This is a genomic window from Xanthobacter autotrophicus ATCC 700552, assembly GCF_043194565.1.
In the GTDB taxonomy this organism is placed as follows: domain Bacteria; phylum Pseudomonadota; class Alphaproteobacteria; order Rhizobiales; family Xanthobacteraceae; genus Xanthobacter; species Xanthobacter autotrophicus_F.
The window spans coordinates 190,099-212,452 of record NZ_JBAFVS010000007.1; the positions used below are offsets into that span (position 1 = coordinate 190,099).

Annotated in this window: 17 protein-coding genes and 1 tRNA gene; 10 read left to right on the forward strand and 8 right to left on the reverse strand. The window is 63.6% G+C overall.

The genetic code is table 11. The features are described 5' to 3' along the window. Positions 1-2: 2 nt before the first annotated feature. Both V5F48_RS10125 and V5F48_RS10130 read right to left on the reverse strand, forming a co-directional pair. Positions 3-1,268: a glycosyltransferase gene (locus V5F48_RS10125; protein WP_394258586.1), complete on the reverse strand. Its 1,266-nt coding sequence runs from the start codon at positions 1,266-1,268 to the stop codon at positions 3-5. A 32-nt stretch (positions 1,269-1,300) separates the two neighbouring features. After that, complete coding sequence (locus V5F48_RS10130; protein WP_394258640.1) at positions 1,301-3,271, reverse strand: glycosyltransferase family 2 protein; 1,971 nt, start codon at positions 3,269-3,271, stop codon at positions 1,301-1,303. Positions 3,272-3,474: 203 nt separating this feature from the next. On the opposite strand from V5F48_RS10130, the gene V5F48_RS10135 reads away from it, so the two are divergent. Together V5F48_RS10135 and V5F48_RS10140 are read left to right on the forward strand one after the other, a co-directional pair. Beyond that, entirely contained in the window at positions 3,475-4,632 is a 1,158-nt protein-coding gene (locus tag V5F48_RS10135) for a polysaccharide pyruvyl transferase family protein (protein ID WP_394258587.1), read from the forward strand. Positions 4,633-4,660: 28 nt separating this feature from the next. Next, the gene (locus V5F48_RS10140; RefSeq protein ID WP_394258588.1) at positions 4,661-6,565 is read left to right on the forward strand and encodes a glycosyltransferase family 2 protein; all 1,905 of its coding nucleotides are present in this window, start codon (positions 4,661-4,663) and stop codon (positions 6,563-6,565) included. 42 nt (positions 6,566-6,607) lie between these two features. On the opposite strand, the gene V5F48_RS10145 is transcribed toward V5F48_RS10140, so the two are convergent. From V5F48_RS10145 to V5F48_RS10155, 3 genes are read right to left on the reverse strand one after another with little or no spacing between them, the layout of a single operon-like run. Next, a complete protein-coding gene (locus V5F48_RS10145; RefSeq protein WP_394258589.1) occupies positions 6,608-7,414 on the reverse strand; it encodes an ABC transporter permease in 807 nt (268 codons plus the stop codon). A gap of 2 nt (positions 7,415-7,416) precedes the next feature. Next, entirely contained in the window at positions 7,417-8,073 is a 657-nt protein-coding gene (locus tag V5F48_RS10150; protein ID WP_394258590.1) for an ABC transporter ATP-binding protein, read from the reverse strand. Between the two features lie 9 nt (positions 8,074-8,082). Further along, entirely contained in the window at positions 8,083-9,363 is a 1,281-nt protein-coding gene (locus V5F48_RS10155; protein ID WP_394258591.1) for a KpsE/RkpR family capsule polysaccharide export protein, read from the reverse strand. 201 nt (positions 9,364-9,564) lie between these two features. On the opposite strand from V5F48_RS10155, the gene V5F48_RS10160 reads away from it, so the two are divergent. From V5F48_RS10160 to V5F48_RS10185, 6 genes are all read left to right on the forward strand, one after another. Then, positions 9,565-11,109 (forward strand): glycosyltransferase family 4 protein, encoded by a 1,545-nt coding sequence (locus V5F48_RS10160; RefSeq protein WP_394258592.1) that lies wholly within the window; start codon positions 9,565-9,567, stop codon positions 11,107-11,109. 252 nt (positions 11,110-11,361) lie between these two features. After that, on the forward strand, positions 11,362-12,357 hold the full coding sequence (locus tag V5F48_RS10165; RefSeq protein ID WP_394258593.1) for an NAD-dependent epimerase/dehydratase family protein: 996 nt from the start codon (positions 11,362-11,364) through the stop codon (positions 12,355-12,357). Further along, positions 12,282-13,595: a glycosyltransferase family 4 protein gene (locus tag V5F48_RS10170; protein WP_394258594.1), complete on the forward strand. Its 1,314-nt coding sequence runs from the start codon at positions 12,282-12,284 to the stop codon at positions 13,593-13,595. Before V5F48_RS10165 ends, V5F48_RS10170 begins: the two co-directional genes overlap by 76 nt. Before the next feature lie 38 nt (positions 13,596-13,633). Then, positions 13,634-14,449 carry a class I SAM-dependent methyltransferase gene (locus V5F48_RS10175; protein ID WP_394258595.1) on the forward strand — a complete coding sequence of 272 codons (816 nt, stop codon included), beginning with the start codon at positions 13,634-13,636 and terminating at the stop codon, positions 14,447-14,449. A gap of 1 nt (position 14,450) precedes the next feature. Continuing rightward, complete coding sequence (locus V5F48_RS10180) at positions 14,451-15,743, forward strand: KpsE/RkpR family capsule polysaccharide export protein (protein WP_394258596.1); 1,293 nt, start codon at positions 14,451-14,453, stop codon at positions 15,741-15,743. Between the two features lie 12 nt (positions 15,744-15,755). Next, the gene (locus tag V5F48_RS10185) at positions 15,756-16,832 is read left to right on the forward strand and encodes a hypothetical protein (protein ID WP_394258597.1); all 1,077 of its coding nucleotides are present in this window, start codon (positions 15,756-15,758) and stop codon (positions 16,830-16,832) included. 141 nt (positions 16,833-16,973) lie between these two features. Here the strand turns inward: V5F48_RS10185 and V5F48_RS10190 are convergent, their stop codons facing one another. After that, entirely contained in the window at positions 16,974-18,311 is a 1,338-nt protein-coding gene (locus V5F48_RS10190; protein ID WP_394258598.1) for a KpsE/RkpR family capsule polysaccharide export protein, read from the reverse strand. A gap of 13 nt (positions 18,312-18,324) precedes the next feature. Continuing rightward, a complete protein-coding gene (locus V5F48_RS10195; RefSeq protein WP_394258599.1) occupies positions 18,325-19,476 on the reverse strand; it encodes a polysaccharide biosynthesis/export family protein in 1,152 nt (383 codons plus the stop codon). 187 nt (positions 19,477-19,663) lie between these two features. On the opposite strand from V5F48_RS10195, the gene V5F48_RS10200 reads away from it, so the two are divergent. Next, positions 19,664-20,581 carry an SDR family NAD(P)-dependent oxidoreductase gene (locus V5F48_RS10200; RefSeq protein WP_394258600.1) on the forward strand — a complete coding sequence of 306 codons (918 nt, stop codon included), beginning with the start codon at positions 19,664-19,666 and terminating at the stop codon, positions 20,579-20,581. A gap of 1,240 nt (positions 20,582-21,821) precedes the next feature. Here the strand turns inward: V5F48_RS10200 and V5F48_RS10205 are convergent. After that, a tRNA-Gln gene (locus V5F48_RS10205) sits at positions 21,822-21,895 on the reverse strand. Positions 21,896-22,133: 238 nt separating this feature from the next. Between V5F48_RS10205 and V5F48_RS10210 the strand changes: the two genes are divergently transcribed. Then, on the forward strand, positions 22,134-22,340 hold the full coding sequence (locus V5F48_RS10210; protein ID WP_394110806.1) for a hypothetical protein: 207 nt from the start codon (positions 22,134-22,136) through the stop codon (positions 22,338-22,340). Positions 22,341-22,354: the final 14 nt, after the last annotated feature.

Here is a 22,354-nt window from a genome sequence, read left to right on the forward strand (position 1 = left end):
GGTCAGGCCAAGGTCAGATCAGATCTCGGCGACAAGGCGGGGCAAGCGCCATGGCTGGGGCTGGCCCCTTCGAGCGCCCAGGACAGATAGCGCTCGGCAGCCTTCGCCACCGGCAGCGGCGTCTTCATGGTGCGATAGAAGCGGTCCCAGCCTTCCATGTCCGCGGCGGCGGACACCAGTGTCTCGCCCCAGTCGGAGGTGTTTCCGACGCCCACATGGAGGCCATCGATTCCGTCGCGCACGTGTTCCGCCATGCCGCCGATGTTGGAGCACAACAGGGGGCGGCCGAACCGGAATGCCTCCTGGATGACGACCGGTGAATTCTCCCACCACACGGACGGCACCACCACCCAGTCGATACGGGCCATGCGGCGGGCCAGATCGTCCCGGTGGTAAGCTCCCGGCCAGTGCAGCACGCCCTCCTCCATCAACGGCCGTCGCAGCGCTTCGATCCGGTTGCGGAAGGCCTCGTCCTGGTGTTCGAGATTCGCCCCGTGGATCTCGACGTGAATGTCCTTGCGCTGCTTGCGGGGCAGGTTGGCGAGGGCGGACAGCAGCACGTCCACCCCCTTGAACGGCGTGACCTGCCCGAAAAATGCAAAGCGGTTGCGCAATCCGCTGGGAGCCAACGTCCGCGGTGCGAGACGCGCACCGTCGGGCTGCCCGTTCTCAATGACGGCGATCCGCTCCGCGGGCAGGCCCCAGGCAATATAACGCTGACGCAGGAATTCGGACGGCGCGATGAACCGGTCCACCGCATCGAAATGGCGGCGAATGAAATGCTTGCGCAGCCAGAAGTCTTCCTCGCTGCGATCCGGAAAGCAGCCCACGCACGCCTGAAGGCTCTCGCCGAAGCACAGTTCGGCGGAGCCGCGCTTCACCATCTGGCCGTTGTTGGCGCAGATCGCCTGGAATTCGTGGAGAGTCAGAACGATCTTCGCCTCGGGACACGTGTGGCGGATCTCCCGCAGCAGTTCCAGTCCCATATGGGCGTAGTGATGGACGAATACGATGTCCGGCCTGAGCCCGCCGAGAAAGCGCCGGAATGAACCGGTCACAGCGTCGCGCACGCCGGACTGGAACTTGAACCAGTCGCGCATGCCCGTGCGCCAAAGGTACTCGTTGTTCCGCAGCACGGTGATCAGTCCCGATTGCTCGGTCCCGTGATGGCCTGCGAGCAGGACAACCTTGCGCGCCGAACCTGCCTTGCCGAGGGCCGCGAACAGCTGATAGGCGGCAACCTCGGCTCCGCCCGCGCTGAAATCCACATGGCCGTGGGAAATGACGAGAATGGTCCCGGTCAAAGACTCTCTCCTGCCATCCCATACGACGCATGTCGGCCCAGCGCCTCGCGCCAGCGCTCCTGATGCAGCCAGGCATTGAACAGCATTACCCGCACCCGGAAATCGCCGGAACCGAAAAGGCCAAGGGACTGCCGCTCCAGGTGCGTCAATGCGATGTCCGGGCACAAACCCACGCGCCGGCCCGCCGCCTCCGCCGTCAGACAGAGGTCGGAATCCTCGAAATCGCCGATGAGGTAGTCCTCGCAGAAGCCGCCGAAAGCCTGTAATTCGGCCCGATGGCCAAGGAGGCACGCTCCGGTGACGGCGGCGTGGTCGACAACGGCGCCTTCCGGCGCAGGCCCGGCCGCCAGGCCCTTGCCGGGATGCTGGTTGAGATAGACACCGTAAGCTGGGCTGTATTCGAACGTCATGCCGTCGTGCTGCACGCCGCCGCTGGGAAACAGCAACCGCGCACCAAGCAGCGCGTAGTCGGGATGATCGTCGAGCCGCGCGCTCAGGCCGTCGAGCCAGCCGGGCGCAATGGGGATGACGTCTGAATTCAGGAACAGAACCTTGCGTCCGCGCGCCACCGACAGGCCCAGGTTGTTGGCACCGGAGAAGCCCCTGTTGCGCCCGCCCCAGATCACGGCCAGCGGCACGCGGTAGAGCTGCCACCAGCGTTCCATGGCGGACTGCACCGGCTGGGCGATATTGGGATCGTCGACGATATAGAGCACCTCGCAGCGCTCTCGGATGAAGTCATCGTCCGCGAATTCAAGGAGTTGGTGGTCCACGAAGTCGTAGCGGCCGAACAGCGGGACCAGCAGCGATACCTCCGGCTCGGCCGGGACGGGGCCGATGCGCCGCACCAGGGGCTGGCTTGGGGGGCGCTGGCGCGTGCGGGCGATGAGGCGTTGCAGCAGGGCGCCGTCGTGGGCGGCGAAGCGCTCCACCATGCGTTCGGGCGGGACCGGCAGGCTGAAGGCCCAGCGCGCGTACCCCACCGCATCGAGGGGCGCGGGCTCGCTGGTGCGTTCGTGGAGCAGGATCAGGTCGTCGCCGGCCCGCGCGAGAAGGCGCACCAGCGCGCCCCCGCGCTCCACCGGCGGCAGCGCCTGGAGGAAGCCGGCCTCGGCGCAATCGGCACCGTAATCCGCTGAAAAGCCGTCGAAAATGTCGGGTCGATTCCAGCGCAGCGCGCCCGCCAGATCGAGGCAGGCGCCCTTGTCGTCGACCAGGAAGAAGTCGGCGCGGCCCAGCGACCAGCCGACGCAGAGGCCGCCGGCGTCGGGGACGGATTTGAGGATGTCGATGTAGCCGCGGGGGTCGCCGGGGCGGTTGGAGGGGGTGGCGGACCAGGCGACGGTGCGCAGAAGCTGGGGAGAATCGCGCAGCGCATCGAACAGGACGCTGCGGGCGGGGGCGTATTCGCGCAGGATGCGGGATAGGTCCGGCTCCAGCTCGGAGGCCGCAAAGCCTTGCGGTGCAATACTTTTCTTCTTCCGCCCGCCGGCTTTGGCGTGGACCTTCGCGCCCTCGGGGAAGGGGCCGCGCCAGAGGCAGAGGAAGCCGGTGACCGGATTGGAAAAGGCATAGGCGGTGGCCACGTCGGGGCGGGGAACCTCGACCCGCAGGAGCGGCGCGACGGGATCGTTTCCGCTGTAAAATCCGAGGGTTGCGTCGCCGCAGACCCAGCCGGTGAGGACCAGAATTTCGCCGTCGAAATACAGGCGGTCGAGGCCCGCCCCGTCCCGGTTGGTGCCGGCTGAGTCGGTCTGCACCAGCGGCGGCCAGACCGGACCTTCGACGGGGCGCTGCCAAAAAGGCTCTGTCTCTTCAGGTACTTGCGCCGGCGGGGTGGTGTCGGCGACGGGTTCAAGACGTTCGTCGGGTTCACGGATGTCGGGTTCGGCGGCGCCCGGGCTGGCGGCTGGCTGCGGCCGAACACGATTTGCAAACCACGACATGATCTTAACCAGCCCCAGCATGGCCAACCCGCGATGGCACCACCACCGACAATCCCCAAGACGTCCATTAGAACTCGCGTAAGGTGACGTCAATTTGCATATTGCGACACAGCAGTTCGAGTTTTCCCTCCGGCCCGACGTGCCGGGAGGGGTGTGAAATTCCTGATTTAGAATTCGGGCCGGTCTGCGCTATGCACTGGATCAAGCGGACAGGGGAGACGGGCTTGCGAATCGTTGTCATGGGGTCTTCGCCGGGCGTGGAACATGCCTACCGACTGGATGGGAAAACGCTCAACGGGATGCTCGGTGGGAACACGGGCAACCTCGCCTTTGTCTACGCCATCGCCAGCCATCTTGGTGGCGTGGCGACGGACGGAACGCCGGAGCCGGTGCGCGTCGTGCCTTGGCACGTTCCGGCGGCGGATCTGAGGGGGACGGCGGATCTTATCGTATTGGCCTGCGCCAACCAGCTTGGGCCGCATACCGACCTTGGCACCCATGCGGCCAATCTCGAAGCCATCGGGCTTCCCGTGGTGGCGCTGGGGCTTGGAGCGCAGGCGGCAAGCCGCGACGAAGAGGCGGTGATTCCCGACGGCACGAAGAAGTGGCTGGAAGTCATCGGCCGGCTTGCACCGGGCAAGGCGCCGAACATCGGCGTGCGCGGCGAATACACCCTGCGTCAGCTGGAGCGCCTTGGCTGCGGCGACCGCGGCATCGTCATGGGCTGCCCGTCCAATTTCATCAATCCAACCGATATTGCCGCGCTCGTTTCGGCCCGTCGCGAGGTTCCGGTGGGCCGTGTCGCCGCAGCCGTGGGACAGCCCTACTGGCGGGAACTGGCCGAAATCGAGCGTGCCGTCCTTGATCTCGTCGACGAGAGTGATGGGTCCTGCATCGTCCAGCATGGGCAGATCATGGTTGATCTGGGACAGGGCGAGCTTGCGACCATGTCGGAGAAGGACGTCGAGCTGCTGCGCGCCTATTTCCGGCCGCGCCTTTCAACGGATGAGTTCGCGCTGTGGTGCCGGCGCAACATGCTGGGCTTCGGCACCGTGCCGGACTGGATGAATTGGCTCAAGCGGCACGATTTCGTGGTGGGGCCACGCTTCCACGGCATCATGCTAGCGATCCAGGCAGGCGTTCCGGGCGGGTGCATCACCCATGACAGCCGGACGGCCGAGCTTTGCGACACCATGGGCATTCCCGCGCGCCCGGCAAGTGAGATGCCCAAGGTTCTGACACGCAAAATGTTGCCGGAGCTTTTCCCCTTCGATGTAGAGGGGTATCGGACGAAACGCAAACGCTTGGCCAAGTCTTATATCGCTATTCTTAGCGGGGCAGGTGTCAAAACATCATCAAGCGCTAACGTCTTGGCGGATTGATACCAAAGGCGATGACTGGAGTATCTCGATGAGCTCAGATCAGTTATTATCTCTGATACAGAGTACAGCTCCGCTTGTCTGGAATATTTTTGAATCAGAGGATGAAAATACTGCAGTTGCATCGTATATTATATCACAAATCATGTTATTATATACAGATGGAGGGAGGGGTGGAATTAATCTAGAGCCACTTCAAGAATATATTGAGGTAACAAATGTCGAAACAGTCGGACTGTCTATAAATAATCCAAAGGCAAGGGTTTTTGTTGGTAAAAACTGTTCTTTTCAGAAGGTATCGATAAGCGGGTCGAATGAAGCGTACATATTCATTGGTCGAGATTCGTTTATGGCGAATTGCGACATCGCTTGTCACTCCAAAAAAAATGTATTAGTGTTCGGATTCAATTGCAGAATAGAGGGATTGTTTGTCCATATATATGGAAAATTTGGATTTTGCGTAACGGCGCCGGGTGTTACGGTCCAGAGTGGAAGTAATTTTTGTATACAAGAAAATTCATATATAATAATAGGTAGCGATTCAATGCTATCTACGCAGGTTTTTATTCGAACAAGCGATTCTCATGGAATTTATGATCTTGAGACTCGCGGTCGGATTAATCACGCTAGGCCTGTTATTCTGCATCCGCATGTGTGGATTTCGCGTGCTGTGACTATCAATAAGGGGGCAGAGGTTGGGGCCCATACCATTGTTGGTCAGGGCTCTGTTGTTCAGGGAAGGCTGATAGAGCATTCCGTTTATGCCGGGGCGCCCATTGAGATGGTGCGCTCTGGTGTTACCTGGGACAGGCGGTGTGCGGAAAATATTGAAGAAAATCACGATTATTTGAATAATCACTTTCTGTCTACATTCAAGAAAAACTCAGAACAGAGGTTCTTTTCAGATCCCTATGAAAGCTATACCTTTCTAGCTTCATATTCACTTGCGCTGGCTGGGCGCCCCAGCAATTTATTGCGGAATACAACTACAGGAACCGAAGGAGAGCGGCTTTTGTTGGTCCAGTTGTCGGCGCTACGTGCGGCGTTTCTGGAGCGAGGCTTGGTTGCTCGAAGCCGGCTAGCCAAATCCAAGCCGAATAATCCGCCCACCAAACCCCGCCTTGCGGTTCTAATGATGCAGCGTGACGAGGCGTCGCTTCTGGTGCCATGGATCCAATATTACGGAAACCAGTTTGGACTGGAAAATCTATACGTATGGGATAATGGGTCTAAAGAAAGCAGCGTACTAAATACTTTATATGAATATGAAAAACTTGGGTTGAATGTCGACTATTCCGCTCAATCTGGAGTCGACTTTCGACGTAAGGGTGTCATTCTTGGAAAAAAGATACAAGAACTTGAGCTGTCCGGTAATTATGATTTTTTCATCCCCGTAGATTGTGATGAGTTTCTGGCAATGGAGATGTCTCCAGGTCATGTTAGCGTGAATAAAGATGATATATTGGATCATTTGGGAGAGTTTGCGAATGAAGTCGCGCCATTAGGTATTTCTGCAGCATATAATAACGTTCTTTGGAGATTGAATGAGTTTGTACGTGTGTACCATCGCAAAACTCTATTTAGATCTGGTACATTTAAAATTATGGATCATGGATATCATGTTGGCGAAACTAAATGCTCTGCGGAAAAGGTTCAGACGAATCTGACGTATCTACACTTTCATTATAAATCATATGATTTAATGTTGAGCCACTCGTTGAATAAATTGCGGCCATATCTCGATGTTGATAATGCAGAGAATCTAAAAAATGCAGCCGAATCAAATCGGCTAGCTGCATTCATAGTAGAAGGTGAGGATGCGTACAGGGCGCGTTTTATGCGTCAGGACGCTTTGCTCATCGATGATATGGCGTGTCGTCTACGGCAAATTGGGGTCGAAAACAGCAAGGCCCTTTGGGCGGTTTCTGCGGACTGAATTGGCGTTGGATCCGAGTAAACAGGGAAGATCGCACATATATCATGTATATTTTCTCACAATGCGCATGAGTAGCATTGAGATTGCAAATAAAATAAGAATAGATGATATCAGAAAGTTCGCATCATAGAATGAGCCAATATATTCAGAGTAAACGGCCTCTCTAATGAGGTCTATGATATGACTTAGTGGATTAAAAAATATTATATTTCTTATGCTTTCAGGTAAAAAGTCTGGTAGGAAAAATATTCCGCATGTTATCCAAAATATCGTTCCCATTATATTTCCAAATATTGTGAATATAGGAACGAGAAAACCTAATAATCCAATTATTAATCCAGTACTTATCCCAACAACCCATGCTAAAATAAGACCTAAAACGAATCGACTTGGATTGTTTATCGTTAAATCGTACCCAAGAAGGGATATTGTAGATAAAACTGAAAAAACAACAATGGTTGCAGCTATGATTTCAATAATAATTCGGGCTATAAATAGATCGATAAAGTCGACGCTTGGAAAATATAATAGTGGCCGATTCTGAATGGCAGTTAACATGATTTGTCTGTGGCTATATAGCCATATTATAAATGGAAGAACTCCGGTCATTACAAAGACGGGCGTTTCTCGGCCTAGCGGAATTGGCCGTTTAAGTAGCGTTGTTATTAGAATTACAATTCCCAGATGCCCAAGCGGCATCAAAAGCCCCAGCAGGAAGCCGAAATAGCCGGCGCCGAACCGCGTCTGCAGGTCGCGCATGATCACCGCGCCCACCACGCGGGCGTGCATGGCCGAGGCGGTGCGCCAGCTCTCGCCGGCGAAGCGGGTGGGGCGGGGGGTGTCCGTCATGCTCAGGCCTCCATCGCCTGGCGGTGAACCTCGATGGCGTCATTCACATCCTCGAAGATCATCAGGCGTCCCTTCTGCAACACCATGCCGGCGGTACAAAAATCCTTGATGGTGCCGGTGGAGTGGGAGGCCATGATCATGCCCGCGCGCGTCCGCCGCTCGGCAAAGGCCTGCACGCACTTCAGCTGGAAGCGCGAATCACCCACCGCCGTGATCTCGTCCACCAGATAGAAATCGAACTCGATGGCCATGGACACCGCAAAGGCGAGGCGCGAGGTCATGCCCGAGGAATAGGTCTTCACCGGCATGTCCAGGTCGCGCCCCAGCTCGGAAAAATCCTCCACGAAATCGGTCACCTCGGCAATGTCCGCATCGTAGACGCGGGCGAGAAAGCGGATGTTCTCCCGCCCCGTCATCTGCGGATGGAAGCCGCCGGCAAAGCCCAAGGGCCAGGAGAGGCGCACCGAGCGGTAGATGCGTCCGGAGGTGGGCGCCTCGGTGCCGGCGATCAGCTTCAGGAATGTGGACTTGCCCGCCCCGTTCTGCCCGAGCAGCCCGTAGCTCACCCGCGGATCGAGGGTGACGGAGACGTTGCTCAGCACCACCTTGCGCCGCAGGTGGGTCCAGTAGGTCTTGGTGAGCCGGTCGGTGATGATCATCGGGAGGCCTCACGCCTTCAGGTGGCGCATCAGCTCGAACGCCGAGACGATGACGAGCCAGAGGAGGCAGAAGGCCAGCGCCGCCGCCAGTGGTATCCAGAAGCGGTGCGGCCAGTCGCTCTCCTGCGCGCGCACGGGCTTCACGAAGGTGGCGAGATACATGCCCTGCCGCTCGGCGGCGACGCGCGCCTGCTCCAGCGCGGTGGCGGCCGCGGTGTACTGGCGCTCGGCGATCTGGCGCTCGAGGTCGAGGGTGTCGTAGCGCGTCATGATGGCGGACAGGGTGTCCTTGTCGGGCCCCCCGGCGGTGGTGAGGCGCGCCTTCAGGGCGGTGATGTTCTCGCGGATGGCGTGGCGGCGCGCCTCCAGCAGGCCGAACTGCGGCGCGTCCGGGCTGAAGGTGCGGCGGGCGGTGCTCAGCTCCTGGTCGATGAGCACGAGGTCGCTCTCCAGGTCGCCCAAAAGCTTGGCGATGCCCTCGTTGGTGCGGGCGGGATCGATGACGCCCACCTCGTTGCGCAGGTCGCGCACCGCCGCGCGGGCCTTGCGCAGGCGGGCCTCGGCGCGCTCCAGCTCGGACTGGCTCTGGGCGATGGCATCCTTGCGGGTGCGCTCGCCGAGCTTGTTCACCATGTCCTCGCTGAGGCCGACGATGGCGTCGGCGATCGTGAGCGAATCCTCCGGCGAGAAGGCCCACACCTTCACCGTGATGATGCCGGAGGTGGATTCGATGGCGGTGTCGATCTGGCTGCGCCAGCTGCGCTCCAGCCGCTCGATGGGGCGGTCCGGGTTGAAGCGGGAGAACCAGTCGATGCTTGGGCGCGAGAACAGCCGGCGCAGGCCCACGCGCTCCTCCAGCGCACCCACCACGGCGAGGCTCTTTACGTAATTGGCGATGATGAGGGAATCCTGCACCTCCGACAGGCCCTGGAAGGCGCTGCCGCCGGCGAGGTTCTCGATGCCCGCATGCTCGGAGGTCCGCACCGCGAAGCGCGCCTCGGAGAGATACTGGCTGGAGGCGAAGAAGATGAAATAGACGGCGACGACGAGGGACGGCACCACCACGATCGCGATGAAGCTCGCCATCAGCGGCAGCCTGAACGCGGCAATGGCGCGCACCTCGGCGCTCCAGAAGGCGGCGCTGGTGGGCCGAACGACCGATTGTCGCAGACGTGCCTCGCGCGCCTGGTGCCTAAGCTCCTCGCGCAGGCGCGCATTGCGCTTGACGAGAGCCCCGGCGGACGCGGGCGACCCCGACAGATATTGAACCCGTGCGACGGTCTGGTTCACCGCGCCAACCTCTTCCACCGAGCCGGGACGAAATCTTCAGTCAATTCTCGAACCCCTGCGGCACCTAGCATTCCGCAGCTTTCCATGTCTATCCTAACGCTTGGTGGCGCTGCCGCAAAACAGCATGAATTCGACTGCTCCCGATGACCCGACCCGGTTTTCCGGTCGAAGCGCGTGTCCTGATGACGAAAGGCGGTGGAGGTGACGGCGGGCGGCGTTCCTGATCAACACGGCACCGGTCAAGCCGAGGCAGAATGTGCCGCCCTCCGTGCCCAACTGGAGCGGATCGAGCAGCAGAACGCGGCGCTGATGGCGGCGCAGGCGGCCCTCGGGACCCAGATCGCCGCCCTGCAGGACCATGCCAATCTGGTCGGCCAGATGGTTCAGGAGATGCATGCGGGACGCCGGCGACGCCTGTTGTCCGGGCTCGCGCTGCCGCTGCCGCTGGTGCGACTGGGGGAACTCATTACCGCGCCTGGACCCTCCCTGGCCTATCTGAAGGACATGGCGTGCACCGGTGTGGTCACCGGCGCCAGCGTGGTGGCGGACGGGGCCGGCGGCTGGCGGCTGAAGCGGCGGCCGCTGGCCATTGCCCGCAACCTGGCGCGCGACTTCTCCGCCCTCCTGTTCGGACGCCGGTCGGTGATCTACCGGGTGCGGCCCCACCATCCGCCGCTGGCGATACGGCCGCGCATGCTGCACGTCATTCCCAATGTCTATGTGGGGGGCTCGACGCAGCTGGTGGTGGACCTCCTGGAGCGGCTGGGCCATCGCTACGAGATGCAGGTGGTCACGGCCGGGCTGCCGCCGAACGGCCGGCACGAGGGCATGGTGCTGCACCACCTGCCCCTGGGCAGTCCACCGGTGGCGTTCGCCCATCTCCTGTCCGCCGTGCGTCCGGATATCGTCCACCTGCATTACTGGGGCGAGAGCGACCGCCCCTGGTACGAGGCGGCGCTTGCGGCGGCGCGCGACACCGATGCCGTGCTGGTGGAGAACGTCAATACCCCGGTGGCGCCGCTGCGGGACCCGCGCATCCACACCTATGTGTTTGTTTCCGATTACATTCGCCAGGCTTTCGCCCCGGACATCGCCAACGGGCAGGTGGTGCATCCGGGCATCGATCTCGACCGCTTCTCGCCGCGCGATTTCGCCCCCGACGCGGAGGATACGGTCGGCATGGTCTATCGCCTTGCCCGCGACAAGCTGGACGACGAATCCATCATGCCGCTCATCGAGGTGGCGAAGCGCCGCCCGACGACGCGCTTTCTCATCGTCGGCGACGGCGAACTGCTGCCGGTCTTTCATGCGCGGGCGACCAGGGCCGGCGTGCGGCACAATTTCGAGTTTGCCGGCACCGTGCCCTTCGATGCGCTGCCGGAGATCTACCGCAGGTTCCGCCTGTTCGTGGCGCCGGTGGTCCGCGAGAGCTTCGGACAAGTGACGCCGTTCGCCATGGCCATGGGGCAGGCCGTTGCCGGCTACAGGGTCGGTGCGTTGCCGGAAATCCTCGGCAGCGCCACCACGCTGGGCACCAGCCCCGCGGCTCTTGCAGATATCCTCGTCGCCCTTTTGGACGACAGGAAGCGTCTCGCGGCCCTCGGGGCGGCCAACCGCGTGCGGGCCGCGCTCTTTGGGCTCGATGGCATGATTTCGGCTTATGCCCGAATCTATGCCGAGGCGCTCGGCCGGAACGCGGACCTGATGCCCGGCTTCCCGCCGGCACAATTATACCGCGAAGTGTGACTTTCTACCCTCAAGGGCGATCGAATTGCCGCAGTGCATTCGAAAAAGGCGTGCCCGTGGTTGCATTTTGTTACTATTTTCGCCGACAGTTAAAAATAGAAATTCAGCGGCTTTTGCATTCTGCGAAATAAGGCTAGTCAACACTTTTATGGGTTGTATGGCTGCATTTCCAGTTTCGCGAAAGTTGAGTTTTGGTGTCAGCAGGGGCGGTCGGCGCGAGGCAAAATTTTTGCAGTGCACCGTGGGATAGAGATGACATCACTGATTGTGGGGGCGAGTGGGCTGATCGGTCGTCGCCTGTCCGAACGGCTGGCGCGGGGCGGCGGCGGCGTCATCGCGACAGCGCGGCGGATGACCGGCCTCTATTCGCATCCGCGGGTACGCTGGAAGGCGATCGATCTCGCAACGTTCGACGGCTGGGACAAGGTGTTCGAGGAGGTGGACACGGTCTATCACCTCGCCTGGTCCACCATTCCCGCCAGCGCCGATCCCGACCCGGCGCGCGATATTCTTGAGAATGTGGTCGGCACGGTGCGGATGCTGGAGGCGGCGCGGCGCGCGTCCGGCCTGCGCATCGTGTTCGCCTCGTCGGGCGGCAGCGTCTACGGCGCGCCCGAATGCCTGCCGGTGAGCGAGGCACACCCCACCCGGCCGGTGAGTGCCTATGGCATCTCCAAGCTCATGGTGGAGCATTATCTCGAAAAGTATCGTGCCTTGTATGGCCTGGACGGCGTGGCGCTGCGCATCAGCAATTGCTACGGCGCCCGCCAGCAGGCGCAGAAGGGGTTGGGCGCCGTTACCCTTTTCGCCCGCGCCGGGCTGCGCCGGGAGCCGCTGAAGCTGTTCGGCACCGGCGACGTGGTGCGCGACTATATCCACGTGGATGACGTGGTGGACGCCATGATCGCCGCCGGCGAACGGCGCAACGTGACCGGTCCCATCAATATCGGTTCCGGCGTCGGCTACTCGGTGCGCGAGGTGATCGCGAGGCTCGAGGCCGCCCTGGACCACCGTTTCGACGTGCACCAGGCGCCGCCCCGTATGTTCGACGTCTCGGCCTCCGTCCTTGATGTCACCCGCGCCCAGGACAGGCTGGGCTGGACGCCGACGATCAGTCTCGACCTTGGCATTGAACTGCTGCTGGCTGAATTGCGCAGTGAACTGGAATCGGAATGCGGGTCGCGCTCTTCGTCCATTGCTACTATCCCGAGCATTTTTACGGCACGGAAAGCTATACTCGGACTTTAGCGCGCGAGCTGTCGGCACTGGGGCACGAGCCGGTGGTGGTGACCGCGACCTTTCCCGGCGAGCCTCCCCAGCAGGATCTCATTGAACGCTATATGTTCGATGGCGTGCCGGTTGTCCGGATCGACCGGAATGTTCATCCCAATACCGGCCTGCGCGACACCTATGACCTGCCGAGCCTGCGCGCCGTGCATGAACGGGTCCTGCGCGCCATCCAGCCGGACATCGTCCATGTCTGTCATCTCATCAACCACACCACGGCTCTGCTGGAGGTGACGCGGCGGCTCGGGCTGCCCACGGTGGCGACGTTCACGGACTTCTTCGGCTTCTGCTTCAACAACAAGCTGAGCGCCGCCGACGGCAGCCTGTGCGCCGGGCCCAATCCATCGCGCTCCAATTGCGTGGCCTGTTCCCTGTTCGCCGATGGCACGGCGGCGCGCAATCCCGCCCGGCATCTCCTGGCGCGCCTTGTTTCGGCCGGCGCCACCCACCTGCCGATCCTGGTCCCGGGATGGCAGCGGACGATCTCGGCGCTGAAGGATCGGCCGGAGCATCTGGCGGCGGCCTACGGCACCTATGCCGGCGCGCTCACGCCCACCCGTTTTCTGATGGAAGCCTACAAGCGCACCAGCATCGGTGTGCCGCTGGAACTCAGCCGCTTCGGCATCGATATCGACCGCGCGCCAAAGCCCGAGCCGACGGGCGGGCCGACGCGGCTCGGCTTCATCGGCCAGCTCGCCCCGCACAAGGGCCTGCATCTGCTGCTCAAGGCGCTGCGGGACGTTCCGCCGGGGGCCTTCACCCTCGATGTCCATGGCGACGAGGGCATGGACCCGGCCTATGCCGCACAGGTGCGCGGCCTCGCCAATGGGCTCGATGTGGCCTTCCGCGGCACCTTCTCCATTGAGCGCATCGCCGACGTGCTGGGGAGGATCGACCTCCTGGTCATTCCCTCCACCTGGGTGGAGAACAGCCCGCTGATCCTGCTCCAGGCGCTCGCCACCCACACGCCGGTGCTGGTGGCGGACGTGGAGGGGATGAGCGAGTTCGTGGAGGTGGGGCGCAACGGCTTCACCTTCGCCAAGGGCTCGGTGGCCGACCTCGCCGCGCGGCTCAAGCCGTTCGCGCAGGACCCCGGCCTTGCGCGTGCAATGAGCCTGATGACGCATTATGAACGAACTTCCCGCCATATGGTGGCGGATGTGGCGGACTTCTACGCCCGCGCCTGCGGTATCTTATGAGTGAGATGATGGGTCGCGAGGGACAACGATCGCTGGCAGTGCCGATACCCGGGAGCGAGGGGATCGCAGGCGATTTCGAGGCCTGGCTCGCGCAGAACCTGCTGCCGCCCGATGCCAACGCCCCGCCCGAGGGCATTGCGCCCTTCCCGCCGGCCGACCTCATGCACAATACAACCGGCCTGACCGCGCCGCGCGACTTCGCCAGCCATGGCGTGGCGTTCATGCGGGCGTTGAACGGGCTGAGCCCCATCGCGCTGCGCCACTTCCGCGCGGTGCTGGATTTCGGCGTCGGGGTCGGGCGGGTGGCGCGGCTGTTCCACGGCTTTCAGGGCCGCTATGTGGGCATGGACGTGGACGACCGCCACATCGCCTGGGTAGACCGCAACCTCGCCCATGTGGAAGCGGTGAGGACCAAGCCGCGCCGGCGGCTTCCCGCGCCCGACCGCAGCTTCGATGCGGTGATCTCCATTTCCGTGTTCAGCCACCTGAGCGAGGCCGACCACCTCTTCTATCTCGACGAGCTGGCGCGGGTGGCGGCGCCCGGCGCCGTGCTGTTCCTGTCGGTGCATGGCGAGCGCGCGCTCCACCGGGCACGGGAGGAGGAGCGCATCTTCGCCATGCTCGACATCCCGGCCGATGCCCTTCAGGCAGCGGCGGACAGCGTCGACGGCGGCCGGGGCTACGCCTTCATCCGGCAGAACGGCCACCTCACCAGCGCCGCCTATGACTACGGCATCACCTTCGTCTCGCACGACTATGTGCGGACCGAATGGGGCAAGCGCTTCGAGGTCGCGGCCATCGGCGCGGGCGCGCTGCACGACTTCCAGGACGTCGTGGTCCTGAGGGCGCGCTAGAATGGCCGGGCTTCCCGTCGCCCAGCCCATCCGGGTCCTGATCGAACGCAGCCGCGCCTTCGCGGTTCTGCCCTTCGTGCGTCCCATGCTGAGTTGGCGGCGGCTGCCGCGCACCTACGGCACCGGCGCCTCCGCCTCGGTGCGCTGGTTCCGCCTGCTTCGGCTCACCTTCGCCGTCGTGGTGGTCCTGCCGGCGCTGATCGCAGCGCTCTATTCGGGTCTGGTGGCGACACCGGTCTATGTGTCGGAAGCCCGCCTTGCCATTCGCGAATCCCTCGGCGGCCGCACGGTGATGGACCAGGGCACGCAGGGACAGCAGGGCGCGCGCGGGGCGGTCTCCGGCATCCTTCAGTCCCTGTCCAGCCTGCTGGGCGGGGCGGGCCGGTCGGCGCAGAGCCAGGCGCCCTTCATCCTCACCAATTTCGTCACCAGCCGCGCCTACGTGGCCCGGCTCGATGCGGACGGCCTGCTGCAACGCGCGTTCTCGCGGCCGGGCATCGATCCCCTCTCCGCGCTCAGCCGCGAGGCGAGCCTGGAGGAGCGCTGGCGCTTCTGGAACCGCCATGTGACCGCGGCGGTGGACCGGCGGTCCGAGATCGTGCTCCTGAAGGTGCGCGCCTTTTCGGCGGACGATGCCCACCTGATCGCCGAACGCATCCTGAAGGACGGCGAAACCCTCCTCAACGACATCGTCGCCCACAGCCGGGCCGAGAGCGTGGGGCGCGCCCGGGAACAGCTCGACCGCGCGCGGATGCGCTACACCGAGGCCCTGGTGCGCCAGCAGGAATGGCGGGCGCGCCAGCGTGCCGTTGATCCGGTACAGGCCGCCGACGCCCTCGGCCAGAGCCTGCTGCGCCTGGAACAGGAGCGCATCGCGGCCGACCGCGAGATGCGGGCCCTCGAACGGCTCTCCGCGCCCGACGGCCCCACATCGGGCGTGCTGCGCGACCGCGTCCATGCCCTCGACCAGGAGATCGCCGACTTCAAGCTGCGCCTCGCGCGGTCCGGGTCCGGCAGCACGGCGGTCAGCGCTCTGGCCGCCTATGAGGAGGCCGAGCTGGAAGTGCGGTTCGCCGAGACCATGCAGTCCATCGCCGTGGCGGGATTACAGGAGGCGGAGCGTCGCGCGCGGGCGCAGAGCGCCTTCGTCAACGTGTTCGTGCCGCCGAGCCTGCCGTCCACGGCCTCCGAGCCGGTGTGGTGGAAGACGGGGCTGTTCGTCTTCACCCTCGCCGGCATCTTCTGGATCAATGCCATGATCCTCGTCGCGGTCATCCGCGATCATCGTCATTGAGGGGGCGCAAGCGTGCTGTTCAGCATCGACGAGGATGCCGGCACCCGCATCGTGGGGTGGATCATGCCCGACAACCCGTCGAGCACGCCGCATGTGGCGGTGTTCACCGGCGGGCAGATGCGCAAGGTGGTGCGCGCCACCGTCTTGCGCCCGCTGCTGCGCGAGCAGGGCCTGCACGAGACCGGCATCTGCGGCTTCGTGGTGGACCAGCATGCGGTGGCCGACCTGCAGGACATGGCGGACCTCGAACTGTATGACGAGGCCACCAACATCCGCATCTACCGTCGGAGGCCGCCCACCGCCAAGGCGGACCTCAAGCTGTTCCGCCTGGAAACCCGGGTGGTGCCGCAATCGGCGCTGAACGAGCCGTTCCAGGATCTGTTCCACATGGCCTTCACCCGGCTGGAGCGGATGCCGGAAGAGGCGGTGCGCTCCATCCTCGGCATCGCCTTCTCGCCGTCCATCTTCTGCGCCGGCCGGCTCTATTTCCGGACCTACGAACCACTGCTGCGGGACCGCGGCTTCAAGTGCTCGGTGCTGGTGCGCGACCCGTTCGAGGAGCTGGCTGAACAACTGCTCGCGCTGCGCTGGGCGGTGAAGACCCCGAACCTCGCCTATTCGGTGCTGAGCGAGACCTACCGGCCGCTGGTGGAGAGCCTGGGCAAGGCGGACCTCTCCGAGATGGCGGACCTGGAGATCTGGCTCGGCGCGCTGACCCCGTTCGAGCGCTCGCTGCTCGCCAGCCCCCTGGCCCGTCTTCTCACCTGCCGCAGCTCCGACGAGCATCTGGAGGCCGCCGCCGTGGAGCAGGCGCTCCAGACCCTGGCCGACATGGATGTGGTGGGCCATTTCAACGCGGTGGAGACTTATTGGGACACCCTGCGCGCGGTCCTGGAGATCGACCTGCCGCCGTTGCCCGCGCTCACCTTTTCCAAGCAGGTCGGCGAGTTGGAGGCGCGGGTGCGCGAGTGGCCGGCGGCGCAGGATCTGCTTGCCGCCGACGTGCAGATCTTCGCCGACCTCGGGGAGGCTATCCGGCGTGCCGACGAGGTGACGGACGAAGCCGCGGTGGAGCCGGCACCGGCCTGAGCGGAGAGGCCGGCGCGGGGCTGGGGCAAGAGCACGCGCCGATCAGATTGCATCGCAGTCTGATCGGATAACGCGTTCTCTTTCCTTAAGTTTAGAGGGCGATTCACCGAGCAAATTGGTTCAATTTGCTCGGATCGCGCTCTAGCGGGTGCGGGCGTAGACGCTGCCCACATAGAGGGCCACCACCGCCCAGGCCGCGAACAGGATGCCGCAGACCGCCGCGGCGTTCACGAGGGGCGAAGGAAATGTCTTTTCCGCCGGCAAGGTCGGCGCCATGAAGGTCAGGATATAGACCTGCTTCTGGGCCTGCTGCATCCGAGCGTCCAGAAGCTCGGTCTCAGCCTGGTTCAGGCGCTGCTCGGCAAGGCGGCGGCCCACTTCGAGCTCGGCGGCGGCCTTCAGGTTGCCGCTGCTGCCAGCCTGATCCCGGTCGGGGCCGAGGAGGTCGGAGTCCAGCGTCGCGATCTTCTCGTCCAGCGAGCGCATCCGCTCCTTCAGCGCGCGCACCACGGGAGATTCCTCATCCATGCGGGCGCGGGCGACGGTGAGATCGGTGTTGAGTACGGAGCGCTGGTCGCGCAGCTTGGCGATGACCGCAAAGGAACCCAGCGCGCTGCGCGTGGGATCGAGGGTGCCCTGCGCATTGCGGAAGCCTTCGAGCGAGGTGCGCACCACGGCAAGCTCGGTGAAGGCCTCGCGCTCTTCCGCATCGGCCTGAAGCACCCGGTCGCCGCGATTGCGGGTGGTGAGGGCGTTGGTGACGGCTTCGGCTTCCCGCACGACGGCGGCACCGAGCAGCGCCGCGCTCTCGGGGCTGAAGGCGTGGATCTGCACCCGGATGACGCCCGACAGGGATTCCAGGCTCACCCGCACCTGCCGGTTCCAGTAGGCGAGGAGATCCTCCTCGCTCGCGTCGGGCGACAGGCCGAACACCGGATCCCGGCCGGAGACGCCGAACACCCGGCGCAGGTCCAGCTGCTGCTGCAGGGCGTCCACCATGGCCCGGCTGCGCAGATAGTCCACCACCACGCGCGCTTCCTGGGAGTTGGGCACCTGCGCCGTGCTGGAGCCCGACACCGGGCTTGCGCCGCCCGACACCGTTTCCAGATTGCCGCGCACCACGAACCGCGTCTCGGAGCGGAACTGCGGTGCCGCGACCATGGCAAGGTAGAGGAAGGCCAGCACCGACGGCACCGCCACCACCCCCGCGAAGGACACGATGGCGAGGTTGAGGCGGGTCAGCCTCAGGCCCGGGCGGCGGACATGCCGGCGGACTTGCCGGCGGACTTGGGCCAGGGCCGGCACCGGCCATGTGCGCAGACCCGTGCCCCGGGCCGGGAGCAGGCGCTTCAGGCGCGTGGTGAGCGGAGCAAGAGCGCCGCGCACCCGCGCGGGCCACTGAAGGGAGGCCGCGACCACCTCGGCCCCGGGAGGTGGCGCCGTCTGGATCTCGCTGGACGCTTGGGCCGGGGAGATCATGGCCGGCGCGTCCCTAGGGAACCACCGCCGCCGTGCTGACCACTGGCTGGGCGACGGCATTGAACACGGAGGTGATCTTCTGCAAGTCCGAGAGCGGCGCGTTGGCCACGTAGATCGCGTCCTTGTTACGGATCTGGAAGCCGCGCGCGAGGAAGATGAAGTTGGGATCGCGCATGTTCCAGCGATAGATCACGCGGACATGGCCGTAGGCCTCCAGGGGCCGGGCATCGGGTCGCAACTGCTCGGTGAAACGCACCGGCTCCAGGCGCATGAGATAGACGCCCGAGGGGTCGGCCCGGTTGTCGAGGAGGCCGCCGACGCGCGCGACGGATTCCTCAAGCGTTATGCCCACCGCATCGAACGGAACCACGGTGGGATTGCCCGCCGCGCCGAACACGGTGAAGGTCTGCGGATCACGGATGACGACGATCTTGTCCAGCGGGCGGACATAGACGTCTTCCTTCGGATCGTTGAGCAGCCGCTGCAGGGGCAGAGTTACGGTGGCGTTGCTCCGGCTCAGGCGCACGAACACCTCATGGGCCGGAACCTTGATGCCGCCGGCGGCCGCGATCACGTCCAGCACCCGGTCGCCGCGCGGGGAGAGGGGAACGATGGCGCCGGTGGTCGCCTCGCCGAGCACGGTGACGGAATTGCTCACGCTGCGCGTCACCACGACCACCGCCTGTGGCTCGATGGCCTTGCCGGCCAGGCGGTCCACCACCGTCTGCTCAATCTGCGAGGTGGTCTTGCCGGCGACCGGGATGCGGCCGGCATAGGGCACGGTGATGGAGCCGTCCTGTGCCACCTGCTGCTCGGGAATGGCGGCGCTGCGCGACCCGGTGCCAAGCCGGTCGATGATCGGTCCCGAGAACAGGCCGCCGGCGGCGGCTTCCCAGATGGTGACGGAGATGGTGTCGCCCACGCCCACCACATAGCGGCTCGGCGGGCGATAGTCGCCGAAGCGGCCGCCGAAGGTGGCCGAGCGCTGCTGCTGCATCAGATAGAGCGTGCGGTCGTCCACGTCGATGAGCAGGTAGCGCTGGTCATCGACCGGCTGCTGCGTTTCGATCTCGGTGCGCGAGGGACCCGACGACGGCAGCACGGTGCAACCGGCGACCGTCCCCGCGAGGAGACCCATGGCGACAAATCGAACCCAGCCCGTCATTCGATTCCGCTTCTGATACGCCCAACAAAGAGTCAGGAGGTTATACATGCCGCAGGCATCCATAGCGACCTAGCGGCACAACGTTTAAGAGAGCGTTGCGGCTGTGCAACATATCCGGCGGATGCGGCACAGCGGAGCCGTTTTCGAGCACGGGCCGGCCGGCGCAGGAACGGGAGCGGGGCGGGTGATGCAGGCAGTGCGCGTGGATCCGACAGCCGATGGTTTGCCCCCCGCCGGCGAGCCGCTTTCGCCAGCACCGCTCGCCCCAGGATCGCTCGCCCGAGGGCCCCTCGCCCGAGGATCGCTCGCCCGACAACCCCTCGCCATCGTCACCGGAGGATCGAGCGGGATCGGGCTGGCTGCCGCCCGCGAACTCGGGCGCAAGGGATGCCGGGTGGCCCTGCTTGCGCGAGACCCGGCCCGCCTCGCCGCCGCCGAGGCCCGCCTGGCGGGCGAGGAACTGAGCGTCATCGCCCGCCCGCTGGACGTGCGGGACCGGAGCGCCACCGAAGCCATGGTTGCCGATCTCATCGCGCACGAGGGCCCCCCGCTGTGGGTGGTGACGGCGGCAGGGATTGTCGAGCCCGGCTTCTTTCTGGAGCAGGACGCGGCCCGGATGGAGGAGCAGGTCGCCACCAACCTCCTCGGCACCTTCCATGTGGTCCGCGCGGCGGCGCCGGCCATGGCGGCGGCGGGCCGCGGGCATGTGGTCCTGGTCTCATCCGGTGCCGGGCTGTTCGGCGTGGCAGGCTATTCCGGCTATTGCGCCAGCAAGTTCGCGGTGCGCGGGCTCGGCGAAGTGCTTCGCATTGAGTTGGCGCAGGCGGGGATACAGGTCACTGTCGCCGTGCCGCCGGACACGGACACGCCCCAGCTTGCGTACGAGGCGCGGCTACGGCCCGGCGTCATCGCAGCCTTCGCCGGGGCGGGGCGTCCGCTATCCCCGGAGGTGGTGGCCCGCCACATGATCCGCAGTGCCGAACGCGGTCGCTTCCTTTCAGCGCCCGGCTGGCGGCTCGGCGCCATCGCACGGCTGCAGGGCTTCTTGTCCGATCGCCTTGCTTCCACGCAGATGCGGCGACTGCGCCGCGCAGTGAAGAGCTGATGCCGGTCCGGAGTCTGGCTATTCTTGGTCGCGGGAGCCGTGAACCGCTCCGGATTCTCCGGAGCCCATCGGCAACATCCCGCTGGCCGAAGCCGAGGAACGCTACTACGATCTGCTCAGCGAGCAGAGAATGGCGGCGTAACTTAAACCAAATGGCCTCCGGTAAACCCGGAGCGGTTCACGGCGATGAAGCCACGCCCATCGAATGGCTCGTGCGTCGAATGGCGCGTGAGATCAAGGCTGACGCAGCTAAGCGCTAGCCGGTGCTTTATCCACCGGACCGAGGCGGCACCTTCACCCGGTGCCGCCTTTTTTGATTCTAGACGAGCTTGATCCGCAGGCGCCTTGCCGATGCACGGCGGTTCATAGCGGGCACAGAGATCGAGCCCAGGTTCCCGTAACGTTCTTCAGCCTGTGGACGACGGTGATAACCGCCACTTCTCGCGCCGCACCGGTAGAAAGGTCGCGAAGCCGCGAAGATCGAGCCGTGTAAAGGCCCGTTAGGGCCTTGATAACCCGGCAAACACACCATCAATGGTATGCCAAGTGGGTTTGAGGCCCCAGATCAAGGCAAATCTGGTTTGACCCAAGGGCCAGACTCTAACTAGTGTTTTTCATGCGCGGCGTAATACCGCGCCAATCGATGCACCCGGCGCCCGCCTCCCCGCCACCGACGAGCTTCGGCGGGAGCCCGGAGCCCTCGGTTAACCCGAGGTGAAATCGAAAGGCGCGTGTTATGTCCAGCAAGTGCAACTTTCCGAAGCCGGTTCTTGTCCGCCGGTACCGGCGGATTCGGTTCGGTCGCGAGGAAAGCGTGTGCGAGCACTGCCGTGGACTGCCCAGCCGGTAGGCCAAGCAGTCCACTGAGGTGACGGCAGAAGCTAGGGCCTAGATTCGCGTCGAGACCTAGCCTGCCCTCGGAAGGGGCGTCGGCATTAGCCGGCGCCCTTTCTTTTCGTTCGGATTTGTTTGCGGAACGCCGCATTATCCAACTTTCTCAAGTTGGATTCCGACACGATTTTCGACGCAAAATATGCGCGTAGGAATTTTCCTACACAAGCAAATTTGTTGCGGTTTCCGCAACCCAGCTTTTATAGCGCCAGTTTTTGAAGCCCGTTCAGGGCTGAAATTTCAATGGCCGCGCAAACCGTCGCAGTACGACGAAATGCACCGACCAACTGTTACGAGCTGCTACGCTCGCAAAAGTTTAAGTCTCTGATTTTATTGTCAAATTTTAGATTGGCTGGGGGACTAGGATTCGAACCTAGATTAACGGAGTCAGAGTCCGCGGTTCTACCGTTGAACTATCCCCCAACGCTGTCCTCTGACGGGCGCCGAAGCGGCCGAGGATGCGTGCCCCGAAAGGCAGGTGGGGTCTATACGCAATTCTCCGCCCCGGTTCAATAGGCTTTCGCGCCATCCACAGCCTGCGACCCGCAATGGTATACGGTATCCGCATTGGTGCCATGCACAATTTGCTCTATTGCAGTGCACGCTCCTGGCCTAAGGTGCGGACATTGAATTTGGAGCCGATCTCCAAGCGGAGGCGAAAATGGCCACAATCACTGCAACTCCTTCCCGCGAATTCGGGCTGTTCGGGCGCATGGGCGCCGCGGTTTCCCAGGTGGCATCGGCCATCGTGGAAGCCCGCCAGATGGCGGCTCGCTACGAACAGCTTCGCCGCATGCCCAACAGCGAACTGGCCAAGCTCGGCTGCAGCCGCGACGAGATCGCCCAGCTGGTTGTCCGCGGCCTCTGAGTTTTCCGGCTCCG

Excerpts from the sequence above, each read along its gene's own strand:
- V5F48_RS10195 (WP_394258599.1), bottom strand. The coding sequence starts at position 19,476 with ATGACGGGCTGGGTTCGATTTGTCGCCATGGGTCTCCTCGCGGGGACG.
- V5F48_RS10170 (WP_394258594.1), top strand. The coding sequence starts at position 12,282 with ATGCGGGTCGCGCTCTTCGTCCATTGCTACTATCCCGAGCATTTTTAC.
- V5F48_RS10145 (WP_394258589.1), bottom strand. The coding sequence starts at position 7,414 with ATGACGGACACCCCCCGCCCCACCCGCTTCGCCGGCGAGAGCTGGCGC.
- V5F48_RS10140 (WP_394258588.1), top strand. The coding sequence starts at position 4,661 with ATGAGCTCAGATCAGTTATTATCTCTGATACAGAGTACAGCTCCGCTT.
- V5F48_RS10165 (WP_394258593.1), top strand. The coding sequence starts at position 11,362 with ATGACATCACTGATTGTGGGGGCGAGTGGGCTGATCGGTCGTCGCCTG.
- V5F48_RS10130 (WP_394258640.1), bottom strand. The coding sequence starts at position 3,271 with ATGCTGGGGCTGGTTAAGATCATGTCGTGGTTTGCAAATCGTGTTCGG.
- V5F48_RS10150 (WP_394258590.1), bottom strand. The coding sequence starts at position 8,073 with ATGATCATCACCGACCGGCTCACCAAGACCTACTGGACCCACCTGCGG.
- V5F48_RS10210 (WP_394110806.1), top strand. The coding sequence starts at position 22,134 with ATGGCCACAATCACTGCAACTCCTTCCCGCGAATTCGGGCTGTTCGGG.
- V5F48_RS10200 (WP_394258600.1), top strand. The coding sequence starts at position 19,664 with ATGCAGGCAGTGCGCGTGGATCCGACAGCCGATGGTTTGCCCCCCGCC.
- V5F48_RS10190 (WP_394258598.1), bottom strand. The coding sequence starts at position 18,311 with ATGATCTCCCCGGCCCAAGCGTCCAGCGAGATCCAGACGGCGCCACCT.
- V5F48_RS10180 (WP_394258596.1), top strand. The coding sequence starts at position 14,451 with ATGGCCGGGCTTCCCGTCGCCCAGCCCATCCGGGTCCTGATCGAACGC.